19 protein-coding genes are annotated in these 24,143 nt (G+C 61.7%); 9 read left to right on the top strand and 10 right to left on the bottom strand.

Annotated elements, in window-relative coordinates; all coding sequences use genetic code 11:
* The 4 genes from JWZ97_RS17585 to JWZ97_RS17570 form a co-directional block, all read right to left on the bottom strand.
* The gene (locus JWZ97_RS17585) at positions 1-1,356 is read right to left on the bottom strand and encodes an efflux RND transporter periplasmic adaptor subunit (RefSeq protein ID WP_205431819.1); all 1,356 of its coding nucleotides are present in this window, start codon (positions 1,354-1,356) and stop codon (positions 1-3) included.
* A complete protein-coding gene (locus tag JWZ97_RS17580) occupies positions 1,353-2,603 on the bottom strand; it encodes a TolC family protein (RefSeq protein WP_240342388.1) in 1,251 nt (416 codons plus the stop codon). The genes JWZ97_RS17585 and JWZ97_RS17580 overlap by 4 nt, the downstream gene beginning before the upstream one ends.
* A gap of 560 nt (positions 2,604-3,163) precedes the next feature.
* The gene (locus JWZ97_RS17575; protein ID WP_205431817.1) at positions 3,164-5,929 is read right to left on the bottom strand and encodes a TonB-dependent receptor domain-containing protein; all 2,766 of its coding nucleotides are present in this window, start codon (positions 5,927-5,929) and stop codon (positions 3,164-3,166) included.
* A 1,076-nt stretch (positions 5,930-7,005) separates the two neighbouring features.
* On the bottom strand, positions 7,006-10,173 hold the full coding sequence (locus JWZ97_RS17570; RefSeq protein WP_205431816.1) for a TonB-dependent receptor: 3,168 nt from the start codon (positions 10,171-10,173) through the stop codon (positions 7,006-7,008).
* A 1,184-nt stretch (positions 10,174-11,357) separates the two neighbouring features.
* Here JWZ97_RS17570 and JWZ97_RS17565 point away from each other — a divergent pair.
* Both JWZ97_RS17565 and JWZ97_RS17560 read left to right on the top strand, forming a co-directional pair.
* Complete coding sequence (locus tag JWZ97_RS17565) at positions 11,358-11,843, top strand: SRPBCC domain-containing protein (protein ID WP_205431815.1); 486 nt, start codon at positions 11,358-11,360, stop codon at positions 11,841-11,843.
* Positions 11,840-12,121: a SelT/SelW/SelH family protein gene (locus JWZ97_RS17560; protein WP_205431814.1), complete on the top strand. Its 282-nt coding sequence runs from the start codon at positions 11,840-11,842 to the stop codon at positions 12,119-12,121. Before JWZ97_RS17565 ends, JWZ97_RS17560 begins: the two co-directional genes overlap by 4 nt.
* A 69-nt stretch (positions 12,122-12,190) precedes the next feature.
* On the opposite strand, the gene JWZ97_RS17555 is transcribed toward JWZ97_RS17560, so the two are convergent.
* Both JWZ97_RS17555 and JWZ97_RS17550 read right to left on the bottom strand, forming a co-directional pair.
* Positions 12,191-12,520 (bottom strand): hypothetical protein, encoded by a 330-nt coding sequence (locus tag JWZ97_RS17555; RefSeq protein WP_205431813.1) that lies wholly within the window; start codon positions 12,518-12,520, stop codon positions 12,191-12,193.
* Positions 12,521-12,558: 38 nt separating this feature from the next.
* The gene (locus JWZ97_RS17550; protein ID WP_205431812.1) at positions 12,559-13,449 is read right to left on the bottom strand and encodes a tRNA nucleotidyltransferase; all 891 of its coding nucleotides are present in this window, start codon (positions 13,447-13,449) and stop codon (positions 12,559-12,561) included.
* A 197-nt stretch (positions 13,450-13,646) separates the two neighbouring features.
* Between JWZ97_RS17550 and JWZ97_RS17545 the strand changes: the two genes are divergently transcribed.
* The gene (locus tag JWZ97_RS17545) at positions 13,647-14,810 is read left to right on the top strand and encodes an AAA family ATPase (RefSeq protein ID WP_205431808.1); all 1,164 of its coding nucleotides are present in this window, start codon (positions 13,647-13,649) and stop codon (positions 14,808-14,810) included.
* A gap of 87 nt (positions 14,811-14,897) precedes the next feature.
* On the opposite strand, the gene JWZ97_RS17540 is transcribed toward JWZ97_RS17545, so the two are convergent.
* Together JWZ97_RS17540 and JWZ97_RS17535 are read right to left on the bottom strand one after the other, a co-directional pair.
* Positions 14,898-15,491, bottom strand: a complete 594-nt coding sequence (locus JWZ97_RS17540; RefSeq protein WP_205431807.1) for a DNA-3-methyladenine glycosylase I — start codon at positions 15,489-15,491, stop codon at positions 14,898-14,900.
* A complete protein-coding gene (locus tag JWZ97_RS17535) occupies positions 15,484-16,314 on the bottom strand; it encodes a PHP domain-containing protein (protein ID WP_205431805.1) in 831 nt (276 codons plus the stop codon). Before JWZ97_RS17535 ends, JWZ97_RS17540 begins: the two co-directional genes overlap by 8 nt.
* Before the next feature lie 298 nt (positions 16,315-16,612).
* Here JWZ97_RS17535 and JWZ97_RS17530 point away from each other — a divergent pair, with 298 nt between their 5' ends.
* From JWZ97_RS17530 to JWZ97_RS17520, 3 genes are all read left to right on the top strand, one after another.
* Positions 16,613-17,203 (top strand): HNH endonuclease, encoded by a 591-nt coding sequence (locus JWZ97_RS17530; RefSeq protein WP_205431804.1) that lies wholly within the window; start codon positions 16,613-16,615, stop codon positions 17,201-17,203.
* Positions 17,204-17,264: 61 nt separating this feature from the next.
* Positions 17,265-17,693 carry a bis(5'-nucleosyl)-tetraphosphatase gene (locus tag JWZ97_RS17525; protein ID WP_205431802.1) on the top strand — a complete coding sequence of 143 codons (429 nt, stop codon included), beginning with the start codon at positions 17,265-17,267 and terminating at the stop codon, positions 17,691-17,693.
* 29 nt (positions 17,694-17,722) lie between these two features.
* Positions 17,723-18,880 (top strand): carboxynorspermidine decarboxylase, encoded by a 1,158-nt coding sequence (locus JWZ97_RS17520; RefSeq protein WP_205431801.1) that lies wholly within the window; start codon positions 17,723-17,725, stop codon positions 18,878-18,880.
* A 2-nt stretch (positions 18,881-18,882) separates the two neighbouring features.
* On the opposite strand, the gene JWZ97_RS17515 is transcribed toward JWZ97_RS17520, so the two are convergent.
* The gene (locus JWZ97_RS17515; protein WP_205431800.1) at positions 18,883-19,800 is read right to left on the bottom strand and encodes a LysR family transcriptional regulator; all 918 of its coding nucleotides are present in this window, start codon (positions 19,798-19,800) and stop codon (positions 18,883-18,885) included.
* 168 nt (positions 19,801-19,968) lie between these two features.
* On the opposite strand from JWZ97_RS17515, the gene JWZ97_RS17510 reads away from it, so the two are divergent.
* The 3 genes from JWZ97_RS17510 (at position 19,969) to JWZ97_RS17500 (ending at position 22,672) form a co-directional block, all read left to right on the top strand.
* Entirely contained in the window at positions 19,969-20,985 is a 1,017-nt protein-coding gene (locus JWZ97_RS17510) for an NAD(P)-dependent alcohol dehydrogenase (RefSeq protein ID WP_205431799.1), read from the top strand.
* 182 nt (positions 20,986-21,167) lie between these two features.
* Complete coding sequence (locus JWZ97_RS17505; protein ID WP_205431797.1) at positions 21,168-21,668, top strand: C40 family peptidase; 501 nt, start codon at positions 21,168-21,170, stop codon at positions 21,666-21,668.
* Between the two features lie 11 nt (positions 21,669-21,679).
* Positions 21,680-22,672, top strand: coding sequence for a zinc-dependent alcohol dehydrogenase family protein (locus JWZ97_RS17500; RefSeq protein ID WP_205431796.1), 993 nt, complete (start codon positions 21,680-21,682; stop codon positions 22,670-22,672).
* A gap of 130 nt (positions 22,673-22,802) precedes the next feature.
* Here the strand turns inward: JWZ97_RS17500 and JWZ97_RS17495 are convergent, their stop codons facing one another.
* Positions 22,803-23,999, bottom strand: a complete 1,197-nt coding sequence (locus tag JWZ97_RS17495; RefSeq protein ID WP_240342387.1) for a substrate-binding domain-containing protein — start codon at positions 23,997-23,999, stop codon at positions 22,803-22,805.
* Between the last annotated feature and the right edge of the window lie 144 nt (positions 24,000-24,143).

The following is a 24,143-nucleotide window of genomic DNA, read 5'->3' as shown; positions in this document are numbered from 1 at the left end:
TCAGCTTCCCGCGGCGGAGTGCACGGCGTGCTGCTCGTGGCCGGCATGGCCCACCGGCGGCGCGGCTTCGGCCTGAGGGGCCGGGGAGCGGGCCTGGGCCTCGAAGGCGCCCAGGGCAGCCTTCAAATTACTCTCGGCGTCGATCAGGAAGTTGGCTCCGACTACCACCCGCTCCTGCGCATTCAAGCCCTCCAGCACCTCGACCACATCGTCGCCGCGGATGCCGAGGCGCACAGGGCGCGGCTCGAAGCGCCCTTCCCCCCGATCGACCAGGACCAGGGTGCGCCGCCCACCCTCCAGCACGGCCGAACGCGGCACCGCCAGCGCCTGGTGAGCCTGCGTATCCAGCTCCAGCTGGGCATACATCATGGGCTTGAGCTGGCCCTTGGGATTGGGCAGTTCCACGCGGACCTTGGCGGTCCGCGTGCTCGGCTCCAGGGAGGGATAGACGAAGGCCACCCGCCCCTCGAAGCTCCGGCCGGGAACGGCATCCAGCCTGACCTTCACCTTCTGGCCCGGGGCGATCCGGCCGATGTCCTGTTCGTAGACCTCGGCGACCACCCACACCAGGGACAGGTCGGCGATCTTGAACAGCACCTCGCCCGCCGAAGCGCGGCGGCCCGCCACCACCGACTTTTCCATCACCACGCCCGAGGCGGGGGAGCGGACGACCAGGCCGTGGCGGACCTGCCCCTGCTTCTCCAGGCCCGCCAGCTCGGCGTCCGAAATGCCCCAGTTGCGCAGCCGTTCCAGGCTGCTGTCCGCCAGGTCCTTCATGCCGGACTGTATCCAGGGCTCCGCCTTGGCGAGCGCGGAACGGGCGTTTTTGGCGGTCAGGTATTCGCGCTGGGCGGAAACCAGATCCGGGCTGTAGAGCTCGAACAAGGGCTGGCCGCGTGCCACAGCTTGTCCGGTGGCGTTGACGAACAGTTTTTCGATGTAGCCGTCGAAGCGCAGGGTCACGTCGTACAGTCGCCGCTCGTCGGCCTCGACGATGCCCACGCTGCGGACGGTCTGCGCGATCTCCCGCCTTTCCGCCGTGGCGGTCTTCACCCCCAGTTTTTGCACCTTCTCGACAGCGATCCTGAGCGTGCCGTCGGCGGCCCTGCCATCGTCCTCGGCATACACCGGTATGTAATCCATGCCCATGCCGTCCTTCTTGGGCACCGCGGACGTATCGGCGAGGCCCATGGGATTCTTGTAGTAAAGAATCTGCCGGCCCGCCCCTGCCGATGACCGGAGCGATTCCGCCGCCGGAGGGATGCCGGCGCGGCTGGATTGCACGACGGGCCAATAGACCGCTGCGGCGCCCAGGCCGGCCGACAATACGGCGGTCCAGAACAGTTGCTTGCTCATAATGCCTCCTTACCGACGGCGGCCACCAACCGGGCCAGGGCCTGATGCGCATCGGCCAGAGCCTGCCAATACTGCATCTGATAGTCGAACCAGGCGTTTTCCGCGCGCACCACGTTGAGGAAGTCGGTCTTTCCGACCTGGTAGGCGGTCAGCGCGGACGTCACGGTTTCCCGGGCCAGAGGCACCAGGCTGTCCTCGAACAGCCTGAACTGCTCGCGATTGCCGCGATAGACGGCCAGAGCGGACGCGATCTCCGTCTGGATCTTGCGCTCCGCTTCGTCCAGGGCGTAACGCTCCTTGAGCAGTTCGCTGTTGCGCTGGTCGACCGCCTTGGACTGCTTGCTGTCCGCGAAAACCGGCAGGTTCATGCTCAGGCGGAAATTGGCAAAGTCGCGCCGGTTCTGGCCATCCGGCGTATCCTGACGGAAGGCATAACCGGCGCCGACGGTGAAGTCCGGGTAATAATCCTTCTTGGCCAGATCCAGCCGGCTCTGGGCCGCATCTATCGCATGCTTGCGCTGCGCCAGTAGCGGCCGGGACTGCTCGGCCCAAGCCAGCAAGTCCGCGTCCGAGCGGATATCCGGCAGGGCCGTTTCCACCTCGTCCGGCAACGGTATGGCGCTGTCCGCCGAGCGGTTCAACAAGGCATTCAGGCGGGCGATTTCGCTCACATGCAGGCCCACATGCTGCGCCCGTTGCTGGATCAGCTTGGCCAGCTCCAGCCGCGCCGCGAGGACGTCCTGCTGCGCGCCTTCGCCTACCCGGTACTTGGAATCGGCGATTTCGACCAGTTGCTTAAGCAGCCGCTCGGCTTCGGCGATGATGGCGAAGGACCGGCGCAGAGAAACCAGCTGCCACCAGCGCATCTTCACGTCGCGGGCCAGGCGCAACCGCGCCTCTTCGACCGTGTCGGCCGCCGCTTCCGCCTCGAAGCGGGCGGCCTGCTCCTTGAGCGCCAGCTTGCCGGGAAACGGGATGGCCTGACTGACGCCGAGCTCCAGCATGGTCATGTCCTCCTTGCGGAGACTCAGGCCATCGCCGACCGGCAGATTGAGCGTATCGAAGTTCAGGGTCGGGTCCGGCAGGCTGCCTTCCTGCGAGGGTACGGCGGCCATGGCCTCGGCCCGCGCCTTGATCTGCGCCAGGCCCGGATTGCCCTCCAAAGCCAGGGCAACCGCCTTTTCGGGACTCAGCACCGGTTCGACGGCCGAAGCACCGCAAGAAAAAACCACGAGGCAAGCGGCCACCAGCAGGCATGCGAGACAGCTATCCCGGGACCTAGCTAATGGCAACGCAAACCTTACATCTCCACGTTCTTTCACTCTCGCGAAATGGAAGACCGAACTAATCCGCCCTGCGCACGAGGGGTCTATATCTGTGTTCTGGAAGGCGATACCCGTCAATCCTTCAGGCTCCACTACATCCTGGAGGGAGCCAAGGCAAAAACGATAAAAATAATGCCCTGCCGTCGGAGACCTGCTCATCGCGGCTTTCCCCAAAAAGGAAAGGGACTTGAGCCAACGACTTTAGAAAAGAGCTTATTTGTTAACCCGGCCATAAAATACCGATCATAGGAAAGGCCTGAATTTACTGGCCCTTGAGCGTCGTTTTTCCACAGAAATACATGACCGGATTAATAGCAAGCACATGGCCTTTTATCGATCGGGAAAAGTTGAATGGATAGAACCCTTAAGACCCGGCGGGAACAAAAATCCCGAATTAGTCTTAACGTCTAGCATCAACATTTCACGAACCCAAAGCCATCCCAACCTTCCCCCCCGCGGAGAAAGGTTGAGTCGGGAGTAGGCTAAAAGCTTGAGCGGAATTGAGCGCCAAAGTAACGCGCATCGCCATAAGTGCCCTTAGCCACCTGTGTACCTGTATATTGGTCCACATCGGTCACATAAATCGTGTCGAATATGTTTCGACCGACGAGATTAAGACTGTAGTGACCATCCTTTGTGCCAACACCGATACCGCCGTCCACAACATGATAAGACGGTTGGATGCCATACTTAGTCAGATTCGTATTAACGTTGGCTCTAGATTTGAAGCTATCAACAAGCCAAGCGTGCCACTCAAAACCATAATCAGCAAACTTGCCAAACCCCAGCGGCGTCCGGAGATCAACGCCGTAGTTGGCGGTAAACTCTGGAGCGTTAGGTATCTGTAAGCCTGTATAGTCACACGGCATGCCTGCCATCATATTCAGCTCTGGCGCGCACGGCGCATTCTTGAAGTCGGTATATACGGCATGATTGTAGGCGGCATTGGCGAAGAAGCTAACGCCTTCATAAGCCTGCCAAGCGGCGTCTAGCTCGACACCCCTAGCGGTAATACCCTTCACGTTACCCATCGTGCTGCGGGTGCCTACCGCAGAATGGTGGTCTTCTACTACTAGTAGCGACTGATATCCTTCTACGTCAGTATTGTATAAATTCAGATTGGCCGTAAGCGTATTATCGAGCCAGGCTGTTTTAATTCCCAACTCATAATCCCACACTTTCTCTGGCGCGATATTATCTGGGCGCCCAAAATTATCGAACTGCGCGACCCCGGACTTTTCACCGTATGCCGTCGAAAAGTAAATCAGGATATCTTTGGTAAGCTTATAGCTAGGATTGACAAGCCAGCTTTGAGAGTTTTCCTCAATTCCTTGTCTAGGCCCAAAATACACGTTGCCATAAGCGGCCTGTCTTATCGCTGCCACGTCGGCCCGATATGCGGGAGCAAAGCTACTCAGGAACTCGCCTCCGGTATATCCATTGGAGGCTTGATTGTCGCGCTTCTCCCAGGTGTTACGGAAGCCAAGAGTCAATGTAGCTTCGTCGGTCACGTGCAGGTTAAGCTGGCCAAATCCCGCCAGACTGGTTACCGTTGGATGAGTTTTGCTAGATTGCAATATACGATTCAGTGACTTCAACAATACCTCACGTCCAGCGGCGGTAGCATTCAAACGGTTATAAATGGCATCGGTGGAGTAAAATGCTCCGGCGTCGGAACTGAAGGTATGTTGGAATTCCGTTTCTGCGTCGCTGCGGAGTGCAAAAGCACCGAGCTGATAGTCAATGAAACCGAAAGCGGGCTCCTGCGAGGTCAAGCGGAACTCTTGCGTCCATTGTCTAGCGAGGGAGGTTCCACCCGTCATTGCACCGATATCAGCGGTGCTGTAGTCGTAGTCGTGGCGGGGCTCGTTCCGTGAACTGCGATAAGCGGTAATAGAGGTGAGTTTGTAGCCCCCCAGATCCCAGTTGATTTCTCCGGAGGCGCCTTGTTGATCGACGCGTGATATTTGATGGTTGTTATACGCAATTTTGCGCGGATCACCGATCGTATAGACCGGCTGACCGGAATTTTGAAGACTGGTAAACCAATCGCGATTCAGCCGTTTACTAAACGAACTTGGCCTGAGGGTACCGTCCGCGAACGTTGTAGGATCGGCTATGGCCGGATACAAAATCATTGTTTGCGCGGACGAGGAGCGATCCAGAATAATCCTGGCAGAGAGACTGTCGGTTGGTGTCAACAAAAACTGTACGCGACCGCCCAACATATTGGTGTCTTGATGCAGCGTATCGGTATGTGGGGAGTCGAGATTGAGTACGGAACCATCACGCTTGTCGTAAAAGACAGAGGCTCGATAGGCCAACAGTCCATTGATCAAGGGGCCGGTGGCCATAGCTCTTGCTTGTTGGCTATCTCGATTGCCGGCAAAGCCTTCGAAGTAATAACCGGCTTTGAATGAAGGTAGCTTGCTGTTCACATTCAAAAGGCCCACTGTACTGTTTTTCCCTTGCAGTGTACCTTGCGGTCCTCGCAGCAATTCGACATGGTCGAGGTCGACATAATTAGTCCAGGTTGAGCCCACCCAAGACCACACGTTGTCGACCAGCACCCCTACACTGCCCTCCATTGCCTCGTTGCCTTTGTTTTTGCCGATACCGCGCAAGGCTATGCTGGAATTTCTGGAACTCGGGGTCGACACGCCCAGGTTAGGTACGCGTCTAGCTATGTCGTTAATCGTAACGATATTGTCGCGTTTTAACTGTTCGCCACCGATGACAGAAATAGGCAACGGCACGTCCTGCAGCTTTTCTTCCTTGCGTCGGGCGGTGACCACGACCTCCGACAGATTCTTGGGCTGACTTTCGGCTTGGTCTTTTTCTTCAGCGACAGCGGCCGGAGCCTCGCTGACCAGCACCGCCTGGCCGGCAGCGGCAGGCGCGGACGACGGAGGCGGCTCCGACACCTTGGTGCTGGCGACCTCGTCCTTGAGCTGCTCGTTTTCTTTCCTGGTGTCGCTCAATTCCTTCTTGGTTTCTCCGAGCTCCTTCTTCAGGCGGGCCACTTCGGCTGCCAGATCGCTGTTGGCATCTGCGGCGGCGTAGCCCGGAGCCAGCAGGCAGGCGCCGGCGACCAGCATGGCGGCGCCGCTGAGGCCGACCGAGCCGCGAGCCGACGGCGCAGAGGCGTTTTTCCCCGACATCGACGACAGCGTTTCCGCATCATATTTCGACACCGCATTCAGATCTTCGAGTGAAACCGAAGAATCCACAAACTTTTCATTCCGCATCTACTTCCCCTATTTAATAATCGCAAAACCGTAATAGTCGCAACTGCCCGCCTAAAGGCCCCAGCGCTTTAAAAACCGGTCATGAATACCGGTTTCACTCTTATTTTTAAGATCCTGCCGGGCGCAGCGTGCCACCAAATTCATCCCCGCCTTCCGCGGCTTTAATACCCTTTTCAATCCGTCATAAAACGAAGAGAGGCCTCGCGAAATATAGAATTCCGCGCAAAGCTTTCCCCTCCCCACGCAAAGCAGGGCCTCGCCGTTCTACGGCTAATTTGAATACTGGAAACCGATTCTTTTCTTATTCCCGCAAGAACTTGCCGAAAGCTACCTAACACGTTCGGCGTATCACTCCCCACGCGGGTTTACCGAGCCAAGCTCATTATTTATTTAGCCATCGTTCGCTAAAGGAATACGAGGCGCAGCCTGGGGTTCCGGCCATACTCACCTGGCCGCACTTCCCCATGCGCTTTCTTGGAGCAAAGCAGAGCTAGCGCGCAACTATGCGCAGGTCAAAAAACGGCTTTCCCGGAGACATAGCATGAGTCATGCCAGGCCTTATTACCCGATATTAAGCCGTCGATTGAAAATCCGTGGCGCACGATGAGAAGAGGGTTTTTAGATCTCCCTGCCCTACGAAATCGATTTATGACGAAAAGGAATGGCAAGAAGTTGGTTACCGGGAAACACGGATTTGGTTAAATCCTGCTTGATGGTCAATATTCTGCGTATTTATCCACAATTAATTCGAAAAAGTGGTGATGAGACAACTATTAAGCGCATAAATCACCACATGCTTGCTCTGTGCATTTAAATCAGCATGCTGTTGATATACGCCCATCCGGGCGGGAGACTGCCCGTATAACCTTAGGGCGTCGACGAAACCGCCATCTGCTATAACCCCGGTTCCCCGGACCAAATAGTGTTGGCTACACGACACTATGGTTCGATACTGTTTCTTCAGCATCAAAATGGCGGCGGCGAAGCGGCACCCATGCGGTTCCCGGCCCACAAAAAAAGGCCCGGGGACAACCCGGGCCTTTCGATATCCGCCTCGTCGCGAAGCGGTTCCGGAACTAGAACTGTCCGCTAACAACCACCCCGTACCAGCGCGGTGATGTCAGCAGGGAGCCGCTGTTCGAACCCTGGGCCTTGGGCTGAGTATCCAGGACGTTCCTGGCCAGGAAGCTCACGTCGAAGAGCTTGTCCTTCCGGCCCAGGCCGATGGAAACGTCAGCCGTTCCGTAGCCGTGAACCCAACCGTATTTGGACAGGGTGACGTCATTGTTGTAGCCGGTCTGGAAGGAATAGTTGATGGATGTGTGCGCTTCGTAACCGTCGAGCACCGGTTGCCGGTAATCGCCGCCGACGTTGAAGGAAAACTTCGAGGCGCCTGGCAGGGTCTTGCCGGTCAGATCTTGAAACGGTGTGCCCCCCAAGGCGGCGCTGTAGAGCGGCGAGCCGGGATTTTGCTCCGCCGCCAGCGGCGAGTTCTTGAAGTCCGCATACCAGGCATCGGTATAGGCACCTGACCAACGCAGCGACGTCCTGGGTATGCCGGTGTACGAGCCGTCCACCTCGATACCCCAGGCCTTGACCCGGTCGGCATTGAGGGTGGCGCCCTGGTAGTAGATGAGCCCGTCGTTGTTCAACAAGGTTTGCTTCTCGTCCACGACCTGTATGGCCTGCTGGTAATCCGTGATATCGGTGTAGAACACGTCGGTGTTCAGGGTCAGCGACTTGTCGAAGAAATAAGCCTTCCAGCCCAGTTCGTACGACTCGGTGATTTCCGGTTTGGCCTGCAGGGACTTGCCGCTGACGACCTGCGCGATACCGGCTTTTTCGCCGTGCTGCCAGGTGGCGTAGACCGTGTGGTCGTCGTTGATTTTGAAGCTGGGACTGAGCAAGGAGGTGAGCTGGGTTTTCCTGAACGACTGCGCGCCTACCGTGTTGTAGAGGGTGCCAATTTGCGCCTTGCGCAGCGCCTGAGCCAGGGCGATTTTTTGCCTCTGGGTGTTGTTCAGGCCCGCCCAGGTACTCACGCCATAGTATTTCAAGGCCGCCTTGTTGGCTTGGTCCAAGGCGGCGGCATAATCGGCCGCATCGGTGGTAAGGCCGTTGTTGGCGCTCGTTCCCGTGGCGACGAAGGCGATGTTCTTGCTGGGATCGGCCTTGAGGCCCTGGCTGGTGATCGCCGTCGCCGCGCTGACGTCGGTACCCACCACCTGTTTCGCGCCGTTCAGGTAATAAGCACCCGACTTTCTGTTGGCGGCGATGCTGCCCGCCTCTACCCATTGCGCCTGGGTGGCGATCTTGTTGTTGACCAGATAAGTCGTGGTGTTGTTGGCCACATTGACGGAGTCGAAACCGCTGGCGATCTGCGCGTCCTGTCCGCCTACGACGCCCGTGGGGTTCAATACGCCGGCGTAACCGTCGTCGGTGACCACGCTGTAGCCGTTGGTCCGGCGGTCCTCCCGCGTCACGCGCAGGCCGGTGGTCAGGGTCAGCTGGTCGGTGAGATGCCAGTTGGCCGTGCCGAAGACGGCGGGGCTTTCATTGCGGATGCGCTGCAGGGAGTATTTTCTCAAGCCGTTGAGAGAGTCACCCAACAGATAGCGGTCCTGGGCCGTCGCGGTCGCGGAGCCCGCCAGCGTGCCGTAGGTTCCGCTCCAGACGGGTTGCGTAGTGCCGGTGACGGGGTCTAGGAAGGTGTTGGTGGTGCTGGGCGAGCCGCTGGCGAACCAGTAGCCGGCATCGGATCCGTAGCCGTTCTTGCCGCCGACGTCGGTGCGGGTCTTGATGTAATAAAGGCCGGTGACGTAATCGACGAAACCGCCCTTTTCCGACGACAGCTTGAGCTCCTGGGTGAACTGCGCGTACTTCACGTCGCCGCCGCCTTGCAGGGAAACGTCGTAAGGCGTGCCTTCGTCGTTGCGGGCGTCAAAATAGAAATCCTTCCAGCCGGTGATGGACGTGAGGGTGTGTGTACCCAGCTTCCAGTTCACATCGCCCGTCACCCCGTGCATGCCGGTTTCCAGCGCGAGCTGCTGATCGTTGTTTTGCGTGCCGGTGTGGTAGTTATAAAAATTGTTCAGGCCATAGTTTTTGATCTGCTGGAACCAGCCCCTACGCAGCCGGTTGCCGGAAGAATTCGCCAGGTTCCAGGCTACGCCATCAGAATAGGTGGCGGGCTCGGGGTGGAACAGGTTGAGGCCGTTGAAGTTCTCGGCGGTGCGGGGAGCCACTTCCACGCGCAGGCGGGCGGTGATGTCGTCCGTCGGGGTATAGAGGAACTGCACGCGGCCCGCAATCTTGTTGGTGTCTATATAGGTACGGCCGCGCAGGTCGTAGTCGTTCTGATAGACACCGGCGTTCTTGTGCACGAAGAAGGTGCCGCGCCAGGCCAGCGTGTTGTCGATGACCGGCCCGCCGTAGGACAGGTCGCCGTAAAAGGTATCGAGTATGCCGAAACGCATGGCATAGCGCCCGCCCGAGGTGAACGAGGGGGTGCGGGAGTTGATCTGCACGCTGCCCAAACTGGTGTTCTTGCCGCCGTAAGTACCCTGCGGACCGCGATTGACCTCGACCGATTCGACGTCCACCTGGTCCCAGGTGGCCAGTGAGTTGTAGCCGAAGCTGATGCCGTCGATCGACGTCCCCACACTGGGATCCTGCGCTTCCGTGATGCCCTTTTTACCGATGCCGCGGATGGCCAGGCTGAAAGTACGCGGGTTGCCGGTGTCTCGGCTGAGGTTGGCGGAACGCTTGGTGAAGTCGGCCAGGGTGTAGGCGCCAGTCTGCTCCAGCTCCTGGCCGGTAATAACGGAGGACGAGGTCGGAATGTCGTGTTTCTTCACCAGCCCCCGGCTGGTCCTGACGACGACTTCGCCCAGGGCCTTGGGCTCGTCGCCTTCTTCGCCCTTGGCGATCTTGGTCGACTCCTCGCTTTGCACGGCTGCGGGCGGCTCGGAAACGGGTTCGGAAACCGGCTCGCCGGCGGCCGGTTGCGCCGGCACGGCGCCGACTTGAGCGGCCAGGGCTTTCTCGCTTTTTTCCAAGGCCTTTTTCAGGCGTTCGACTTCGGCCTTGAGTTCGCTGACGACCTTGTCGTCCGCCGCATAGGCCGGAGCCCCGGCCACCATAACCGCACCGGCGATGGCCAGCACCAGGGAGGATCGGCGAAAGGGCACGGCCGCGGCGACCGGCTTTTCCGCCCAAGACGGGAACGTGGAGGTATTACTCATTATTGACGGCTCTCTTGACGTTATTAATAAAAGTTACTTTCGATGAGCATCGATACTGGCTTTATCAATCTCTGAAGACGCGGCCTAAGCGCGTGACGCTCCCATGAAGTCGATCGGCTCTCCGGCCTGCTCGCCACCGGCCATCGCCCGCCCATGAATGAAAGAAATACGAATAGGGTGGTCTGACAAATACCCATAAACCGCCGGCATGCGCAGAACGAATACCGGTCTTGCACAAATCGCAGACAAAAAGCCGCCCCTGCGGTATTGATCGATACCGCATCCGGGTCGTGTTTCTTTAAACCACAGAAACCGACTACCTTTTAAGGGATATTTTTATGGAGTAAATGAAACAGGTTTATCCATCCCGACCCAGATTAATCATGCGCAAGCGAGGAAAGTTTTTTCCGATTTCCTGTGCCGGCATCCGGCACACGCCCAGTCATCGTTTCTCGGCCGATACCTATACATGACCAGTGCACGAAATAGGGCCAAGACCTTTAAATTAAGCGTCACTCCGACATGAAAGGCTTGCGATTAACACAAGCGCTTGCGGTGGAAACGGCGATTTAACTCAAAGACGCTGGCGAAATCCTTGCGCAGTGAATGTCACGCATAAGAATTTCCGCCCGATAAGAGAAAGCATGACCCGTGCCACTACCGTTCATCCCTTCTCTCAGCCGCAGCGCCCAGATTTAATGGATTTGATAATGGAATCATCGACAAGAGCAGCTTATTGGTGCTGTATAACCACCCTCGCGGTGATTCCCGACTGCTGGAATATGAACTTGTTGCTTGTTGGGTGTATCGGGCCTGTTGGCTACCTGTTTACTGAGCAATAATGTGCTGACGCTACAACAGCCGGCTCGATCTATTGATGATATAAAAGCCCTCTGCTTATTGAGGTACTTATTGGTTTTATACTGGAGATTGACCAGCACTTTGCTGATATTTCAGCAGCGGGTCCGGAAGCCGTGCGAATACCCTCATCCGGCGTTGAGCCGCACGAGGTGGTTTACGCGCGAACTATGCTGGATGTCGGCGACATATAGCGTGCCTGACGCCGTAGCGTCGGTTCTGGCGTAGGAAGGAAGGAGTGAGGGCGAGACTGACCGTCTGCGGGAGACGCGCTGGCGATAATCGCTTAGGATGAGACGCTCGCCCACCCTATATCCCCTGTCCGCATGCTCGAACTGATCACGGAAATAGAGATCCACGCCGCGCCGCAACGCGTGTGGTCGACGCTGACCGACTTCCCTTCCTATCCCCTGTGGAATCCGTTCATTACCGCCATCGAAGGCGAACCCGTCGCCGGTAGCCGGCTTAAGGTCAGCATTAGGCCGCCCGGCGGCAAGGCCATGAGTTTTCGGCCCACGGTGCGGATCGTCGCGCCGAACGAGGAATTGCGCTGGCGCGGGAGACTCGTTTTGCCCGGCGTTTTCGACGGCGAGCATTTTTTCAGGCTATGCGCCACGGGAGACGGCGGCGTCCGCCTGGTTCACGGAGAACGCTTCTCCGGCCTCCTGGTAGGATGGGCGCAATCCGGCCTCGAAACCGGCGTCAGGGCAGGCTTCGTCGCGATGAATCAGGCCTTGAAAGCGCGTGCCGAAAACTCGGCCGAAGCCGAAATCCTGGCTGCTCGAACAACCCCTCCAAGCGCTACGCCATGAACAACCGCATCGAAATCCTTTACTGCAATCAATGCCGCTGGCTGCTGCGCGCGGCCTGGATGGCGCAGGAATTGTTGACCACCTTCGACCAGGAGATTTCCGAACTTGCCCTGAAGCCGGGCACGGGGGGCATATTCGAGGTCCGGGCGAACGACGTCCTGGTCTGGTCGCGCAAGGAAGAGGGGCGTTTTCCGGAGATCACCGAACTGAAGCAACGGGTCCGCGATCACATCGCACCCGGCCGCAGCCTAGGCCATAGCGACAAGAAGCCAGCCTGAAGGAATCGCCCGGACCGCAGCGGGCGACGCCCGGACCGCAGCGGGCGAAAGGCGGGCCTGGATCCGCGCTCAATCGGCGGTATCGTGGCCCGCGCGTTCCTCCAGCCAGGAGGAAATGGTGTCGATGAGCCGGATGGCACCCGGCAGGCGGCCATAGGCGTCCCGCTGGGCTTCATCGGCCGGTTCGAGAGTGCGCCACCAGACGATGAGCTGTTTGATCAGGGCGCGGGCCGGTATCCGCTGCGCCGCGAGTCCGGGGAAGGCGTCGAGCGCGAAACTCCGTTCGACGTCTTTGAAACAGGAAAGGATGTAGTCGCCATCGGCGCCAAAATCGACCGGCCTGTCCGGCGCCCGGTTGACCATGCGCACTTCGCTGAGTTCGGGGATGTAGCTTTTCATCGTCGCATGGCCGGGCAGCGGGGCTCCCGCCGGCCGGCTTATTCCGCTCCGCCCGACCAGCGCTCCGAACGGAACGCGACGGCGATCGCCGTGGCGCGGGCGGTCAGCACGCTTTCCGCGGCTTCGGCGGCACTGCGGCCGGATGACAACCCGGCTTCGTCGATGCTTGCGCAAGCCTGCAAGGCGGTGCCCAACAAGGCGGCCTTGGGATAGTCCTGGGTGGGACGCTGGCCGTAGGCCCGGTAGTCGCACGTGCACAGGATCATCAACTGTTCGAAGCACTCCGGCCGGTCGAAGGCTCCCACGCGCTCCAGCAGCGCGGCGACCGGCCCGGCGCGCACTTGCGACACCCGGTGCACCCGTTCGCATTCCGCGAGCGCCAGCAGGGCCAGGTCGCGGCATTCCCCGGGCACGCCGAAGCGTTCGCACAGCGCCTCGATGCGCGGACGGCCGCGCTCGATGTGGCGATAATGGACGGGCAGGTGTTCGGGGGGCGAATCCGACTTGCCGGCATGCATCACCAGCGCGGCGAAACGCACCGGCAGCGGCGCGTCGCAACGGGCGGCCTCGTCCAGCACGCGCAGCAGATGCTGGCCGATATCGACTTGCGGCGGGTCGTCCGCGATTTGCGGGACACCGAACACGCCCGCCACTTCCGGCAACACCTCGTGCAGCGCGCCGGACGAGTAGAGGGCACGGAACATGTTCGACGGTGTACGGCCCATAAGTCCCAGGACCAGTTCCGGCCATGCGGCGGCAGGGTCCATGGCGGCGAAAACGCCGGCTTCGACGCGTTCGAAAATCAGATCCAGCGTCTCGTCATCCAGCTTGCCGTCGGGACCGGCAGACAAGGCCGCCAAACGGAGGATGCCGAGCGCGGGATCGGTCTGCACCAAGTCCAGGGGGCGGGGATTGATTTCGGCGTTCATGAGGGTGGCCGTAATGGGATGCCTAATGGTTGAGGCAAGGTGCCGCCCGAGTCAACGGCGCGAGGGCGCACATTGGGGAAATTCACTGCAACCTCGCGCCGGCCCCGGTCTGGCCGCCGCCGCGCCGGGAATGAGGCCGTCCGAGGCGGGCGCGTGCCATAATCGGCGCAAATTCAGGCCAAAACGGGTAACGCAGGATGCTCCACACGCTCGCCATCGCCAATTACCGCTCCTTGCGGGAACTGGTCGTTCCGCTGGGTCAACTCAACGTCATCACCGGGGCCAACGGCTGCGGCAAGTCCAATCTTTATCGCGCCTTCCGGCTGTTGAGCGAAACAGCGCTCGGCGGCGCAGTGGCTTCCATCGCACGGGAGGGCGGCCTGCCGTCCGTACTGTGGGCCGGGCCCGAGTCATTCGCCAAATCCGTCCGCCGTGGCGAGCATCCCGTCCAGGGCGGCCCGCGCCGGGAGCGGGTGCATCTGCGCATGGGGTTTGCGGGCGATGATTTGAGTTACGCGGTCGATTTCGGCTTGCCCTCTCCGCCGTTCGGTTCTTTCGGTCTCGATCCCGAAATCAAGCGCGAATGCATCTGGCACGGTGCGGTCTTGCGCAAGGCGAACGCCGTCGTCGAGCGCCACGGCGCCATCGTCAGCACGCGCGGCGAGCGCGGACGCTGGGACGTCATCGCGCAGCACGTGCCGGCCTACGACAGCCTGCTCACCCACGTCGCCGATCCGCGGATCGCCCCGGAAGTGCTGCTGCTACGGGAGTCCATCCGCTCCTGGCGTTTCTACGACCATTTCCGCGCCGACACCGATGCGCCGGCGCGGCAAATCCAGGTCGGCACGCGGACGCCGGCGTTGAGCCACGACGGGCGGGACGTCGCGGCCGCCTTGCAGACCCTGCGCGAGATCGGCGATGGCGCAAGGCTCGATGAAGCGGTGGAAGACGCTTTTCCCGGTGCGCGTATCGAAGTGACGGTGAAGGACGGCCGCTTCGGCATCGAGTTCCGCCAGCACGGCTTGTTGCGGCCCTTGAGCCAGGCCGAGCTTTCCGACGGGACGCTACGGTATTTGTTATGGATCGCGGCGCTGCTGACGCCCCGGCCTCCCGAGCTGATGGTGCTGAACGAGCCGGAAACCAGTTTGCACCCCGATCTCATGCCTGCCCTGGCCAGGCTGATCGAGAACGCGAGCGAGCGCTCCCAGATCCTGGTCGTTTCCCACTCCACGCGCTTGATCGCCGCGTTGGAGCCATGCAAACAGAGCGAACCGATCCGGCTTTACAAGGATCTCGGCGAAACGCACATCGAAGGGCAAGGTCGGCTGGACGCCCCGCCCTGGCACTGGCCCGAGCGCTGAGCCCATGGTCTCGGCATCGAGCGGTACTACTCACGCGCCGGACGAGGTTCGCGGTGATTGCCCCCCGACACGGACGCGGCGAGGGGGTTATGCGGGAAGTTCTTCCCGGCCGCCGCCCAGCTCATGCCAGCGGAAACAACCAACGGCATGGTCGTTGACCAGCCCGACCGCCTGCATGTAGGCATAACAAATGGTCGGCCCGACGAAGCGGAATCCGCGCTTGCGCAAGTCCTTGCTCAAGGCGGTCGAAACCGCCGTGGCGGCGGGCGCCTCCTTGTAATCCTGCCAGGCGTTCTGTATGGGCTGGCCGTCGACGTAGCGCCACAGATAGGCGTCGAAACTGCCGTACGTTTCCTGTACCCGGAGATAGGCGCGGGCGTTGTCGACCGCCGCCTCGATCTTCAGGCGGTTGCGGATCAGGCCCGGATCGGCCAGCAGCATGGCCGTCTTTTCGGCATCGTAGCGCGCGACCGCTTCCGGATCGAAGCCGTCGAAGACTTCCCGATAGCGCTCCCGCTTGCGCAGCACCGTCAGCCAGCTCAGACCCGCCTGCGCGCCTTCCAGGATGAGGAATTCGAATAATTTCCGCTCGTCGTGCAGCGGCCTCCCCCATTCCTCGTCGTGATAGCAGCGCTCTTCGTCCGTGCGGACGGCCCAGGCGCAACGGGAGGTTTCAGGCATGCCAGCGGCTCCAGACCGGCGTCAGCCCCTCGGGCAGCGGCGGCAGTTTGCCCAGCTTGAGCCAGCTGTGCTCGGGGCTGTGGAAATCGGAGCCCAGCGAGGCCAGCAGCCCGAAGCGCTTGGCATGCTGGGCCATGGTCTGGATGTCGTTGGGCGACGAGGTACCGGAAATCACTTCCATCGCTTCGCCCCCGGCCTCCTTGAATTCAGCGAACAAGCGCCGCAGCCAGCTTCCGGTCATCTTGTAGCGCTGCGGATGGGCCACCGCGGCGATGCCGCCCGCCTCGCGTATCCAGCTCACGGCGGCTTCCAGGCCGGCCCATTCGGTGGACACGTAACCCGGCTTGCCGGGGGTGAGATAGCGCCCGAACACGTCCTTGACACTGGGCGACAATCCTTGCGTCACCAGGAAGTGGGCGAAATGGGTGCGCGTGATCATGCCGTCGCCGGCAAGCAGATAAGCCGCCTCGTACGCGCCGGGTATGCCCTCCTTGGCCAGCCGCTTCCCCATTTCCAAGGCGCGTTCCCGGCGGGTGGCCTGCAAGCCTTGCAGGCCGGTCTGCAAGCTCGCGCAGGCGGCGGAGATGTTGAGACCGACGATGTGCACCGACTTGCCCTGCCAACTGACGGACACTTCCACGGCGGGGATCAGTCTAAGGCCGTAGAGGGAGGCGGCCCGCTCCGCTTCGGCCAGGCCGTCGGTGCAGTCGTGATCGCTCAAGGCCAGATGGCCCACGCCCGCTTCGGCGGCCCGCCTGACCAGTTCAGTCGGGGTATAGGCTCCGTCGGAAGCGGTCGAGTGGGTGTGTAAATCGTATGTCATATAAGGGGCGAACAATGGCCTGGGCCTGTGGATAAGTCTGTGGGAAATGCCATGACAAACGACCGGAATCGCTCTCCGTCCGGACTCCCGGGATTTTCTGCAGGCCAAGTCGCAATCGGGCCAGGCATCGCAGTATCAGTGACTTACATAAGCCAACGAAAAAGGGAGCGGGCAGAGAGGACAGAAAATTTTACTTGACACGGCATTTCTATACACTGTGCGCAGACCCCGCTCGAACCGAATCAATCGCTTACCCGCACGCATGAGATGAAACCTTAGCAAGCTTAACGGAGGAACCATGGAGATCGATCGTCTACAGGTACTGCGTACCGATGCTTCCGGCATGCCGCTGGAATGGATCGGCTACCAGGAGGCCGCCAAACTCTACCATCTGGAGTTGGTCGCTTATACCTGCGGTAGCACTTTGTTTACCCTGCGCGGCGGAATCAACGCCCGTACCGGCAAGCGGAGCCTGATCGAGGTCAACTCCATATTGGCCACCCATAGCCATCACGGCGGAGGGTACAAAGCCGCCAGCGGTTATCTTCCGCCGCTCGGCAATCCGGCCCTGTTCCGCCGCGACAACCACCTCTGCCTCTATTGCGGACAACGCTTCCTGCACCGTGACCTCTCCCGCGATCATATCACGCCGCTCAGCCAGGGCGGGGCGGATGCCTGGAGCAACGTAGTGACCGCCTGCAAGCGGTGCAACAACCACAAGGCCGGCCGCACGCCCGAACAGGCCGGCATGCAGTTGTTGGCGATACCCTTCGTGCCCACTCATGCCGAATATGTTTATCTGCAGGGCCGGCGGGTGTTGAGTGATCAGATGGAGTTTCTGAAAGCCCATTTTCCGCGCCAGAGTCCCTTGCACCTCCGCCTGGCTTAAGGCGGCCGCCGCCGGGGTCGGTTAGAATGGCCTCCATGTCGACCACCATGGAGGCCCGCTGATGAAACAACTGACCCTGTCGGCAGGAGCCGTGATCGTGCGCGACGAGCCGCCGGAGCCGCGTTATCTGCTGCTGCGCGCATTCAGTTACTGGGATTTTCCCAAGGGCGTGGTGGAAGCAGGGGAAGATCCGTTTGACGCCGCCATACGCGAGGTGGGCGAAGAAACCGGGCTGGAGGCTTTGGACTTCCGCTGGGGCAAGGGCTACCAGGAAACCGCGCCCTACGGTTTCGGCAAGGTGGCGCGCTACTACCTGGCCGAATCGCGCGAGGGCGAGGTGTATCTGCCCATCAATCCCACCCTGGGCCGGCCCGAGCACGAAGAGTTCCGCTGGCTGAATTACGATCAGGCCCACGCCCTGCTGGCCCCCAGGCTGAAGACCATCCTCAACTGGGCCGATTGGCTGGTACAGCACAGTCACGGCGAGTGAGCGCCCCTTTTCGTCCTCGCCCTCTGCCCATGTCTTGCCGTCCCGGCCGCCTCGTCCCCGCCACTCCCGCATTCCTCTATGACGAAAGCCTGATCCTCAGGCAGGCCGGACGGTTGCGCCAGGCCCACGAAGCCAGCGGCTGCCGCATGCTTTATTCGGTCAAGGCCTTTCCCTTCCTGCCCCTGTTGCGCCTGCTCGCGCCCTGGCTCCAGGGCTTTTCCGTCAGCTCCCTGTACGAAGCCAAACTGGCGGCCGAAGCCGGCCGGGGCAGCCTGCACATCGCCACGCCGGGCTTGCGCCCCGACGAGATCGAAGAAATCGGCAGCCTGTGCGGCTATGTCGCCTTCAACTCCTTGAATCAGTTTCAACGCCTGCAGCCCGCCCTGCCCTCCTCTGTCCGCGCGGGCATCCGGCTTAATCCCAAGCTCTCGTTCGCCGGCGACCTGCGCTACGACCCCTGCCGCCCGCACTCCAAGCTGGGCGCCGACCTCGCCGAGACGGCCGCGCTCTGGCAGGACCATGCCGCTTTCCGCTCCGTGCTGAAAGGACTGCACGTGCATACGGCCTTCGGCGTCCGCGGATTCGCGCCGCTGCGGCTGACCGTCGCCCACATCGAGGAAGCGCTGGCACCGGTGCTGCAAGGCGTGGAATGGCTCAACCTGGGCGGCGGTTATGTGTTCGACAGCGCGGAGGATCTGGCCGAGTTGGGCGAGATTGCCCGGCGGCTGCGGGCAAACTACGGCCTGGAGGTCTTTTTCGAGCCGGGTAACGCACTGGTCGGGCGCGCCGGCTATCTGGTCGCCAGCGTCATCGACCGGTTCGAAAGCGACGGGCGCATCGTCGCCGTGCTGGATACCAGCATCAATCACCTGCCCGAGGTGTTCGAATACCAGAAGCGGCCCGAGCTGGACGAACCCGAGCCCGAGCAGGGCATGCCGGTGATCCTCGCCGGCTGCACCTGTTTGGCGGGCGATGTGTTCGGCGAGTTCCGCTTCGAGCGCCCTCCGGAACTCGGGGAGCGGGTGGTGTTCCGCCACGTCGGCGCCTACAGCCTGATCAAGGCCCACCGCTTCAACGGCCACAATCTGCCGACGATCTACGCCTGGGACGGCGAGGCCGTGCGCGAGATGAAATCCTACGCCTACGGCGACTACCGCCGGCAATGGACGGCGGACGGCAGCGCTTAGATCTAGGCCTGTTCGAATTGCCCGACCATGCCGGGTATCTCGGCCACCAGCGCATCGATCGCGGCCCGCGTCTTGGTCGGCAAATAATGCGATTGCGGCCACACGACGTGAATTTCCGTCGCCGGCAGGCTGTCGCAGCCCATCACGATCTCCAGTTGACCGGCCCGCGCATGCTGCGCCATCAGCCAGCAAGGCAGCCAGGCCAGACCCAGTCCTGCCATGGCGGCATCGGCGATCGCCTGCAGATCGTCGAACACGAAGCGGATATCGGCCCGGAGCTCGACGATCCGGCCCGCACCGTCGCTGATGCGCCAAGGCGAGACGCGGCCCGAGCGGCCATAGGCGATGCCCACATGGCGGGAAAGATCATCCGTGCCGGCCGGTTTTCCGTGTTCGGCCAGGTAAGACGGTGCGGCGCAAATCACCATGCGCTGGGCGCCCAGGCGTCGCGCGACCAGGCTGCCGCTGTCGGGCAGCTTGCCTATGCGCACGGCCAAGTCGTAGCCTTCGTCCACCAGATCGACGACGCGGTCGTTGAAGGACATTTCCATCTTCAGTCGCGGGTAGCGGCGCCCCAGGGCGAGAAACACCGGCGCGACGCAATGGCGGCCGAACAGCACGGGCGCGGTGACGCGCAAACATCCGGCGGGCTCGCGCTTGCCGCTGTCCAGCGCCGATGCGCCGGCATCCAGTTCCGCCAGGGCGCGCACGCAGCGTTCGTAATACGCCTGCCCTTCTTCCGTCAGGCTCTGGCTGCGCGTCGTCCGATGGAACAGCCGCACCCCCAGGCGCTGCTCCAGCCGCGCGATACTCTTGCCCACCGCCGAGCGGGTCAGCCGCATGCGTTGTGCCGCCAGTGCGAAACTGCCGGCCTCCACCGCTTCGACAAACGCGCTGATGCCGTTTAAGCGATCACTCATGGATTGGTTCCATACACGCTACAGAGTTGTTAACTAATTCCGCCACTGCGGACCGCGTGGCTCCGATATCATAACCGCCCATGTCGACGCGAGCACGACGACGATGTCGATCGTTGCGCCGACGGCCACTGCAAGCACAGATGTTTTGTTAACTAAAAGGAGATGGAAATGCAGGCTTATCAAATCAAATCGGGACAACAGATTGCCGGGCTGGAACAGGTTGAACGCAGCCTTGCCGCCCCGGCCGATCACGAAGTACAGGTGCGTGTGCACGCCGTATCGCTCAATTTTCGCGACCTGATGATCGCGGACGGGAAATATCTCAGCGCGGGCGAGGCGCCTGTGGTTCCCTGTTCCGACGGCGCGGGGGAAGTCGTCGCCGTCGGCGCGCGAGTGAGCCGGTTTCGCGTGGGCGACCGTGTCGCAGCCTCGTTTTTTCCGGAATGGATCCAGGGCGCACCCACCGTGCAAAACTCCGTGGGCGCACTCGGCGGGGCCCGGGACGGCATGCTGGCCGAAGCAGTGGTACTGCACGAAGACGCCCTGGTCTCGATACCGGCACATCTCAGTTATACGGAAGCCGCCACCCTGCCCTGTGCCGGCGTCACGGCCTGGAATGCGCTGTTCGTCGAAGGCGGACTCCGGCCCGGAGACAGCGTGTTGCTGCTGGGCACCGGCGGCGTGTCGGTCTGGGCCCTGCAATTGGCCAAGGCGGCGGGTCTGTACACCATCATCACCTCATCCAGCGACGAAAAGCTGGAGCGCGCGCGTCGTCTCGGTGCCTCGGCGACGATCAACTACCGGACCACACCCGAGTGGCAGGAGGAAGTCTTGCGCCTGACCGAAGGGCGCGGGGTCGACCTGGTGCTGGAAGTCGGCGGCAAGGGGACGCTGGCGCGTTCGATCGCCAGCGCCCGGATGGGCGGCACGATCGCCATCATCGGCGGCCTCAGCGGCTTCGGCGGCGAACTCAATCCTTTCGCGCTGATCGGCGGCGCCAAGCGCCTGTCCGGCATCTTCGTCGGCAGCCGCAGCATGTTCGAAGATCTCAACCGGTTCGTGAGCGTGGCCGAAATACATCCGGTGGTCGACCGCGTCTTTCCGTTCCGGCAGGCGCGCGAGGCTTACACCCACCTGAAAAACGCGGGCCATTTCGGCAAGATCGTGATCGAAGTGAACCCATAAGAAGGGAGACCGCGACCTTCGGTTTTCACCGCTTGCGGTCGATTCAAGAAAAAACCTGGAGTGCTAGCGAGGCCACGGCCGCAGCGCCGCAGACTACGCGATGTGCAAAGGCTGACGGGAAATCCCGGGCTGCTCTATGATATCGGCTCCTCGATCCGGGACCGACCAAGGTGGACTCACTCATGAGCCTCGCGCATCGCTGCTTGCTGTTGATCCTGCTCCTGGGCCTGGCCGGTTGCGCGTCGGGTCCAGCCTACAAGCCAGCCAGCCGGGGAGAATCGACTCCGGCTGTGGTGAACTACGCCCTGAGCCTGCAAGGCGCGCCCTACCGCCCCGGCAAGGACAGCCCGCAGGAGGGCTTCGATTGCAGCGGATTCATCGCCCATGTTTACCGGGAGTACGGCATCGTCCTGCCGCGCACGGTACGGGAGATGGCCTATGCCCTTCCCGAGGTCGAGCCGGCCCGGCGCCGGCCCGGCGACCTGGTCTTTTTCGATACGGAAGGCCGGGCTTTCAACCACGTCGGCCTTTATGTCGGCGAGGACCGTTTCATCCACGCGCCCAGCAGCCGTACCGGCCGGGTGATGGTTTCCAGCCTGGCGCAGCCCTATTGGGGGCAGCGCTTCAGCGGCGTGCGCCGACCGCCGGTTGGACAACGCCCCAGCCTTTCTTCCCTCCGCTGAACGAGCAATCCATGAAAGCCATACTCATGACCAGGCCGGGCGAGCCCGAACTATTGCAACTGGCCGAGCTGCCCGAACCGTCCATCGCCGATCCCGGCCAGATCAAGGTTCAAATCAAGGCGGCCGGCGTCAATCCCGTCGATACCAAGCTGAGGCGGCGCGGCGTGTTTTACGACGGCGCCCTGCCGGCCGTGCTGGGCTTAGACGGGGCCGGGGTGGTGGTGGAAACCGGTGCGGCGGTGAACCGTTTCAAGGTCGGCGACAAAGTCTGGTATTGCCATGGCGGCCTGGGGCGCGAGCCCGGCAATTACGCCGAATACACCGTGCTGGACGCCCGCTGGGCCGCGCCCATGCCCAAATCGCTGAGCTTCGAGCAGGCCGCGGCGGGCCCGCTGGTGCTGATCACGGCCTGGGGGGCGCTGTACGACCGGGGCCGGCTCCGGTCCGGACAAACGGTCTTGATCCACGCCGGTGCCGGCGGCGTCGGTCATGTCGCCGTCCAGTTGGCCAAGCTGCGCGGCGCGCGCGTCATCGCCACCGTGGGTTCGGCGGAGAAAGCCGAGCTGGCTACGCAGTGGGGCGCCGACGAGGCGATCGACTACAAGAATGAGGATTTCGTCGCGGCGGTCAACGATCTGACCGGAGGCCGCGGAGCCGACCTGGTATTCGATACCGTGGGCCCGGAGGTGTTCCGCCGCAGCATCGAATGCACCGCGCCCTACGGTGACATCGTCACCCTGCTGGACATCGGCGACACGCCCTTGGGCGAGGCGCGCACGCGCAACCTGCGCATCGGATTCGAACTGATGCTGCTGCCCCTACTGCGCGATTTGGAAGACGCCCGGCTGCACCAGGTGGAGATCCTGGAACAGTGCGGCCGCTGGCTGGACCAGAGCCAGTTGCGCATCCACCTGAGCCGGGTTTTGCCGCTGGAAGAGGCCGCCCGGGCGCACGTCCTGATCGAGGGCGGGCACACGAGCGGCAAGCTGGTGCTCGTGCCCTGAGAGTCGGCGGGTCCCATAACCCATGCAGGATGTGCTGAGCGATAGCGAAGCGCATCGATCGCGATCGATGCGCCTCACGTTATTCGGCACATCCTACGCTGGCTGGTACTGGCGCCTTAAGCGATGCGGCTTATTTGGCGGCCTTGGCCGGTTTTGTCGACTTAGTCGGTTGGGACGGCTTGGCCGCCTTGGCCGGCTGGGCGGGTTTGACGGGCCGGGCCGGCTCCTCGGGTAGCACGGGTTTGGGTTGTGCCGCTTGGACCGCCGGATCCAGTGACAGGAGCGGCGTCAGCGCCTTGGCATCCGCGGCATAGCGCGCGCGCTCTTCCTTGGGCATGGGGATCAGGCCGGCCGCGAGCAGATAGCCTTTGTCGCCCCAGGCCTTGTCGCCGGTGAATTCGGCCAGGTATTGCGGCAAACCTGGCACCCGCTCGACATGTGCCTTCTTGACATAGAAATACATGCCGCTCGCGATGGGATAGCGTTGACTGACGATGCTATCGTCCGTAGGCACGACGCCTTCGATACTCAGGGGTTTCAGCCGCTCGGAATGACGTTTCAGCCAGGTATAGGTGAACAAGCCGACAGCATTGGGATTGGTGAGCACGGCGCCCGCCCGGTTCTCGTCGGTGTCCTCGATATAGGCCCCGTCCTCGCGCACGCTGTAGCAAAGGCGCTTGAATTCCGCCTCGCTACGCGACTGCTTGGCGATCTGCGGATAGGCGGCACAGCCCGTCCCCATCACGAGGTCGCCGTAGGTGTCGCGGATACTGGCGCTGACCGGAGGCCCGTAGACTTCGATCTTGCTGTCCGGCAGGGCGGGATTGACCTGTTTCCAGGTCTTGTAGGGATTGGGCACCAGCGTGTCGCACTTGTCCTTGCAATTCGGGTCGATGATCTGCTTGGCCAGGGCCAGATAAAGATCCTTGCGCGACAGTTCGGTCAGAGCCGCGCCTTTTTGCGCGTCCGCCAGTACGACACCGTCATAGCCGATCTTGATTTCGACCACATTCCCCACCCCGTTGCGCTGACAGGCGTCGAGCTCCTTGGCGTGGATGCGCCGGCCCGCGTTGACGACGTCGGGATGTTCCATGCCCACGCCTTCACAAAACAAGGCGAAGCCGCCACCGGTGCCGGTGGATTCCAGCTTGGGCTGCTTGATCTTGCCGGATTTGGTGATGCGGTCCGACACCGCTTCCGAGAACGGCGCCAGCGAAGACGAACCTACGATGGACAGATAAGTCCGGAAACCGTCCGCCTGCGCCGCTCCGGCGGTCATCGCGGCGGCCAGTCCCCAGGTCGCAACATAAAAAGATTTCTTGAGCACTCGTTACCTCTGCATCGAATTTGATTGGATTTCCGCCCACCCCGGAAGGAAGTCTGCTGCGGACCTTGGGCTTGAGAAGAATACGGGCGAGATTATCCCATGTTCCATCGCCCGCCACCCATCGGCGACGGGCGGCGGAGGCTC

Origin of the sequence: Methylococcus sp. EFPC2 (assembly GCF_016925495.1) — a bacterium.
Taxonomy (GTDB): Bacteria; Pseudomonadota; Gammaproteobacteria; order Methylococcales; family Methylococcaceae; genus EFPC2.
Note: the sequence above shows the minus strand (reverse complement) of the source record. Positions and strands in the feature narration are given on the sequence as shown.

Coding starts and splice junctions, on each gene's coding strand:
- JWZ97_RS17585 (WP_205431819.1), bottom strand. CDS start 1,356: ATGAGCAAGCAACTGTTCTGGACCGCCGTATTGTCGGCCGGCCTGGGC.
- JWZ97_RS17575 (WP_205431817.1), bottom strand. CDS start 5,929: ATGCGGAATGAAAAGTTTGTGGATTCTTCGGTTTCACTCGAAGATCTG.
- JWZ97_RS17570 (WP_205431816.1), bottom strand. CDS start 10,173: ATGAGTAATACCTCCACGTTCCCGTCTTGGGCGGAAAAGCCGGTCGCC.
- JWZ97_RS17565 (WP_205431815.1), top strand. CDS start 11,358: ATGCTCGAACTGATCACGGAAATAGAGATCCACGCCGCGCCGCAACGC.
- JWZ97_RS17560 (WP_205431814.1), top strand. CDS start 11,840: ATGAACAACCGCATCGAAATCCTTTACTGCAATCAATGCCGCTGGCTG.
- JWZ97_RS17555 (WP_205431813.1), bottom strand. CDS start 12,520: ATGAAAAGCTACATCCCCGAACTCAGCGAAGTGCGCATGGTCAACCGG.
- JWZ97_RS17550 (WP_205431812.1), bottom strand. CDS start 13,449: ATGAACGCCGAAATCAATCCCCGCCCCCTGGACTTGGTGCAGACCGAT.
- JWZ97_RS17545 (WP_205431808.1), top strand. CDS start 13,647: ATGCTCCACACGCTCGCCATCGCCAATTACCGCTCCTTGCGGGAACTG.
- JWZ97_RS17540 (WP_205431807.1), bottom strand. CDS start 15,491: ATGCCTGAAACCTCCCGTTGCGCCTGGGCCGTCCGCACGGACGAAGAG.
- JWZ97_RS17535 (WP_205431805.1), bottom strand. CDS start 16,314: ATGACATACGATTTACACACCCACTCGACCGCTTCCGACGGAGCCTAT.
- JWZ97_RS17530 (WP_205431804.1), top strand. CDS start 16,613: ATGGAGATCGATCGTCTACAGGTACTGCGTACCGATGCTTCCGGCATG.
- JWZ97_RS17525 (WP_205431802.1), top strand. CDS start 17,265: ATGAAACAACTGACCCTGTCGGCAGGAGCCGTGATCGTGCGCGACGAG.
- JWZ97_RS17520 (WP_205431801.1), top strand. CDS start 17,723: ATGTCTTGCCGTCCCGGCCGCCTCGTCCCCGCCACTCCCGCATTCCTC.
- JWZ97_RS17515 (WP_205431800.1), bottom strand. CDS start 19,800: ATGAGTGATCGCTTAAACGGCATCAGCGCGTTTGTCGAAGCGGTGGAG.
- JWZ97_RS17510 (WP_205431799.1), top strand. CDS start 19,969: ATGCAGGCTTATCAAATCAAATCGGGACAACAGATTGCCGGGCTGGAA.
- JWZ97_RS17505 (WP_205431797.1), top strand. CDS start 21,168: ATGAGCCTCGCGCATCGCTGCTTGCTGTTGATCCTGCTCCTGGGCCTG.
- JWZ97_RS17500 (WP_205431796.1), top strand. CDS start 21,680: ATGAAAGCCATACTCATGACCAGGCCGGGCGAGCCCGAACTATTGCAA.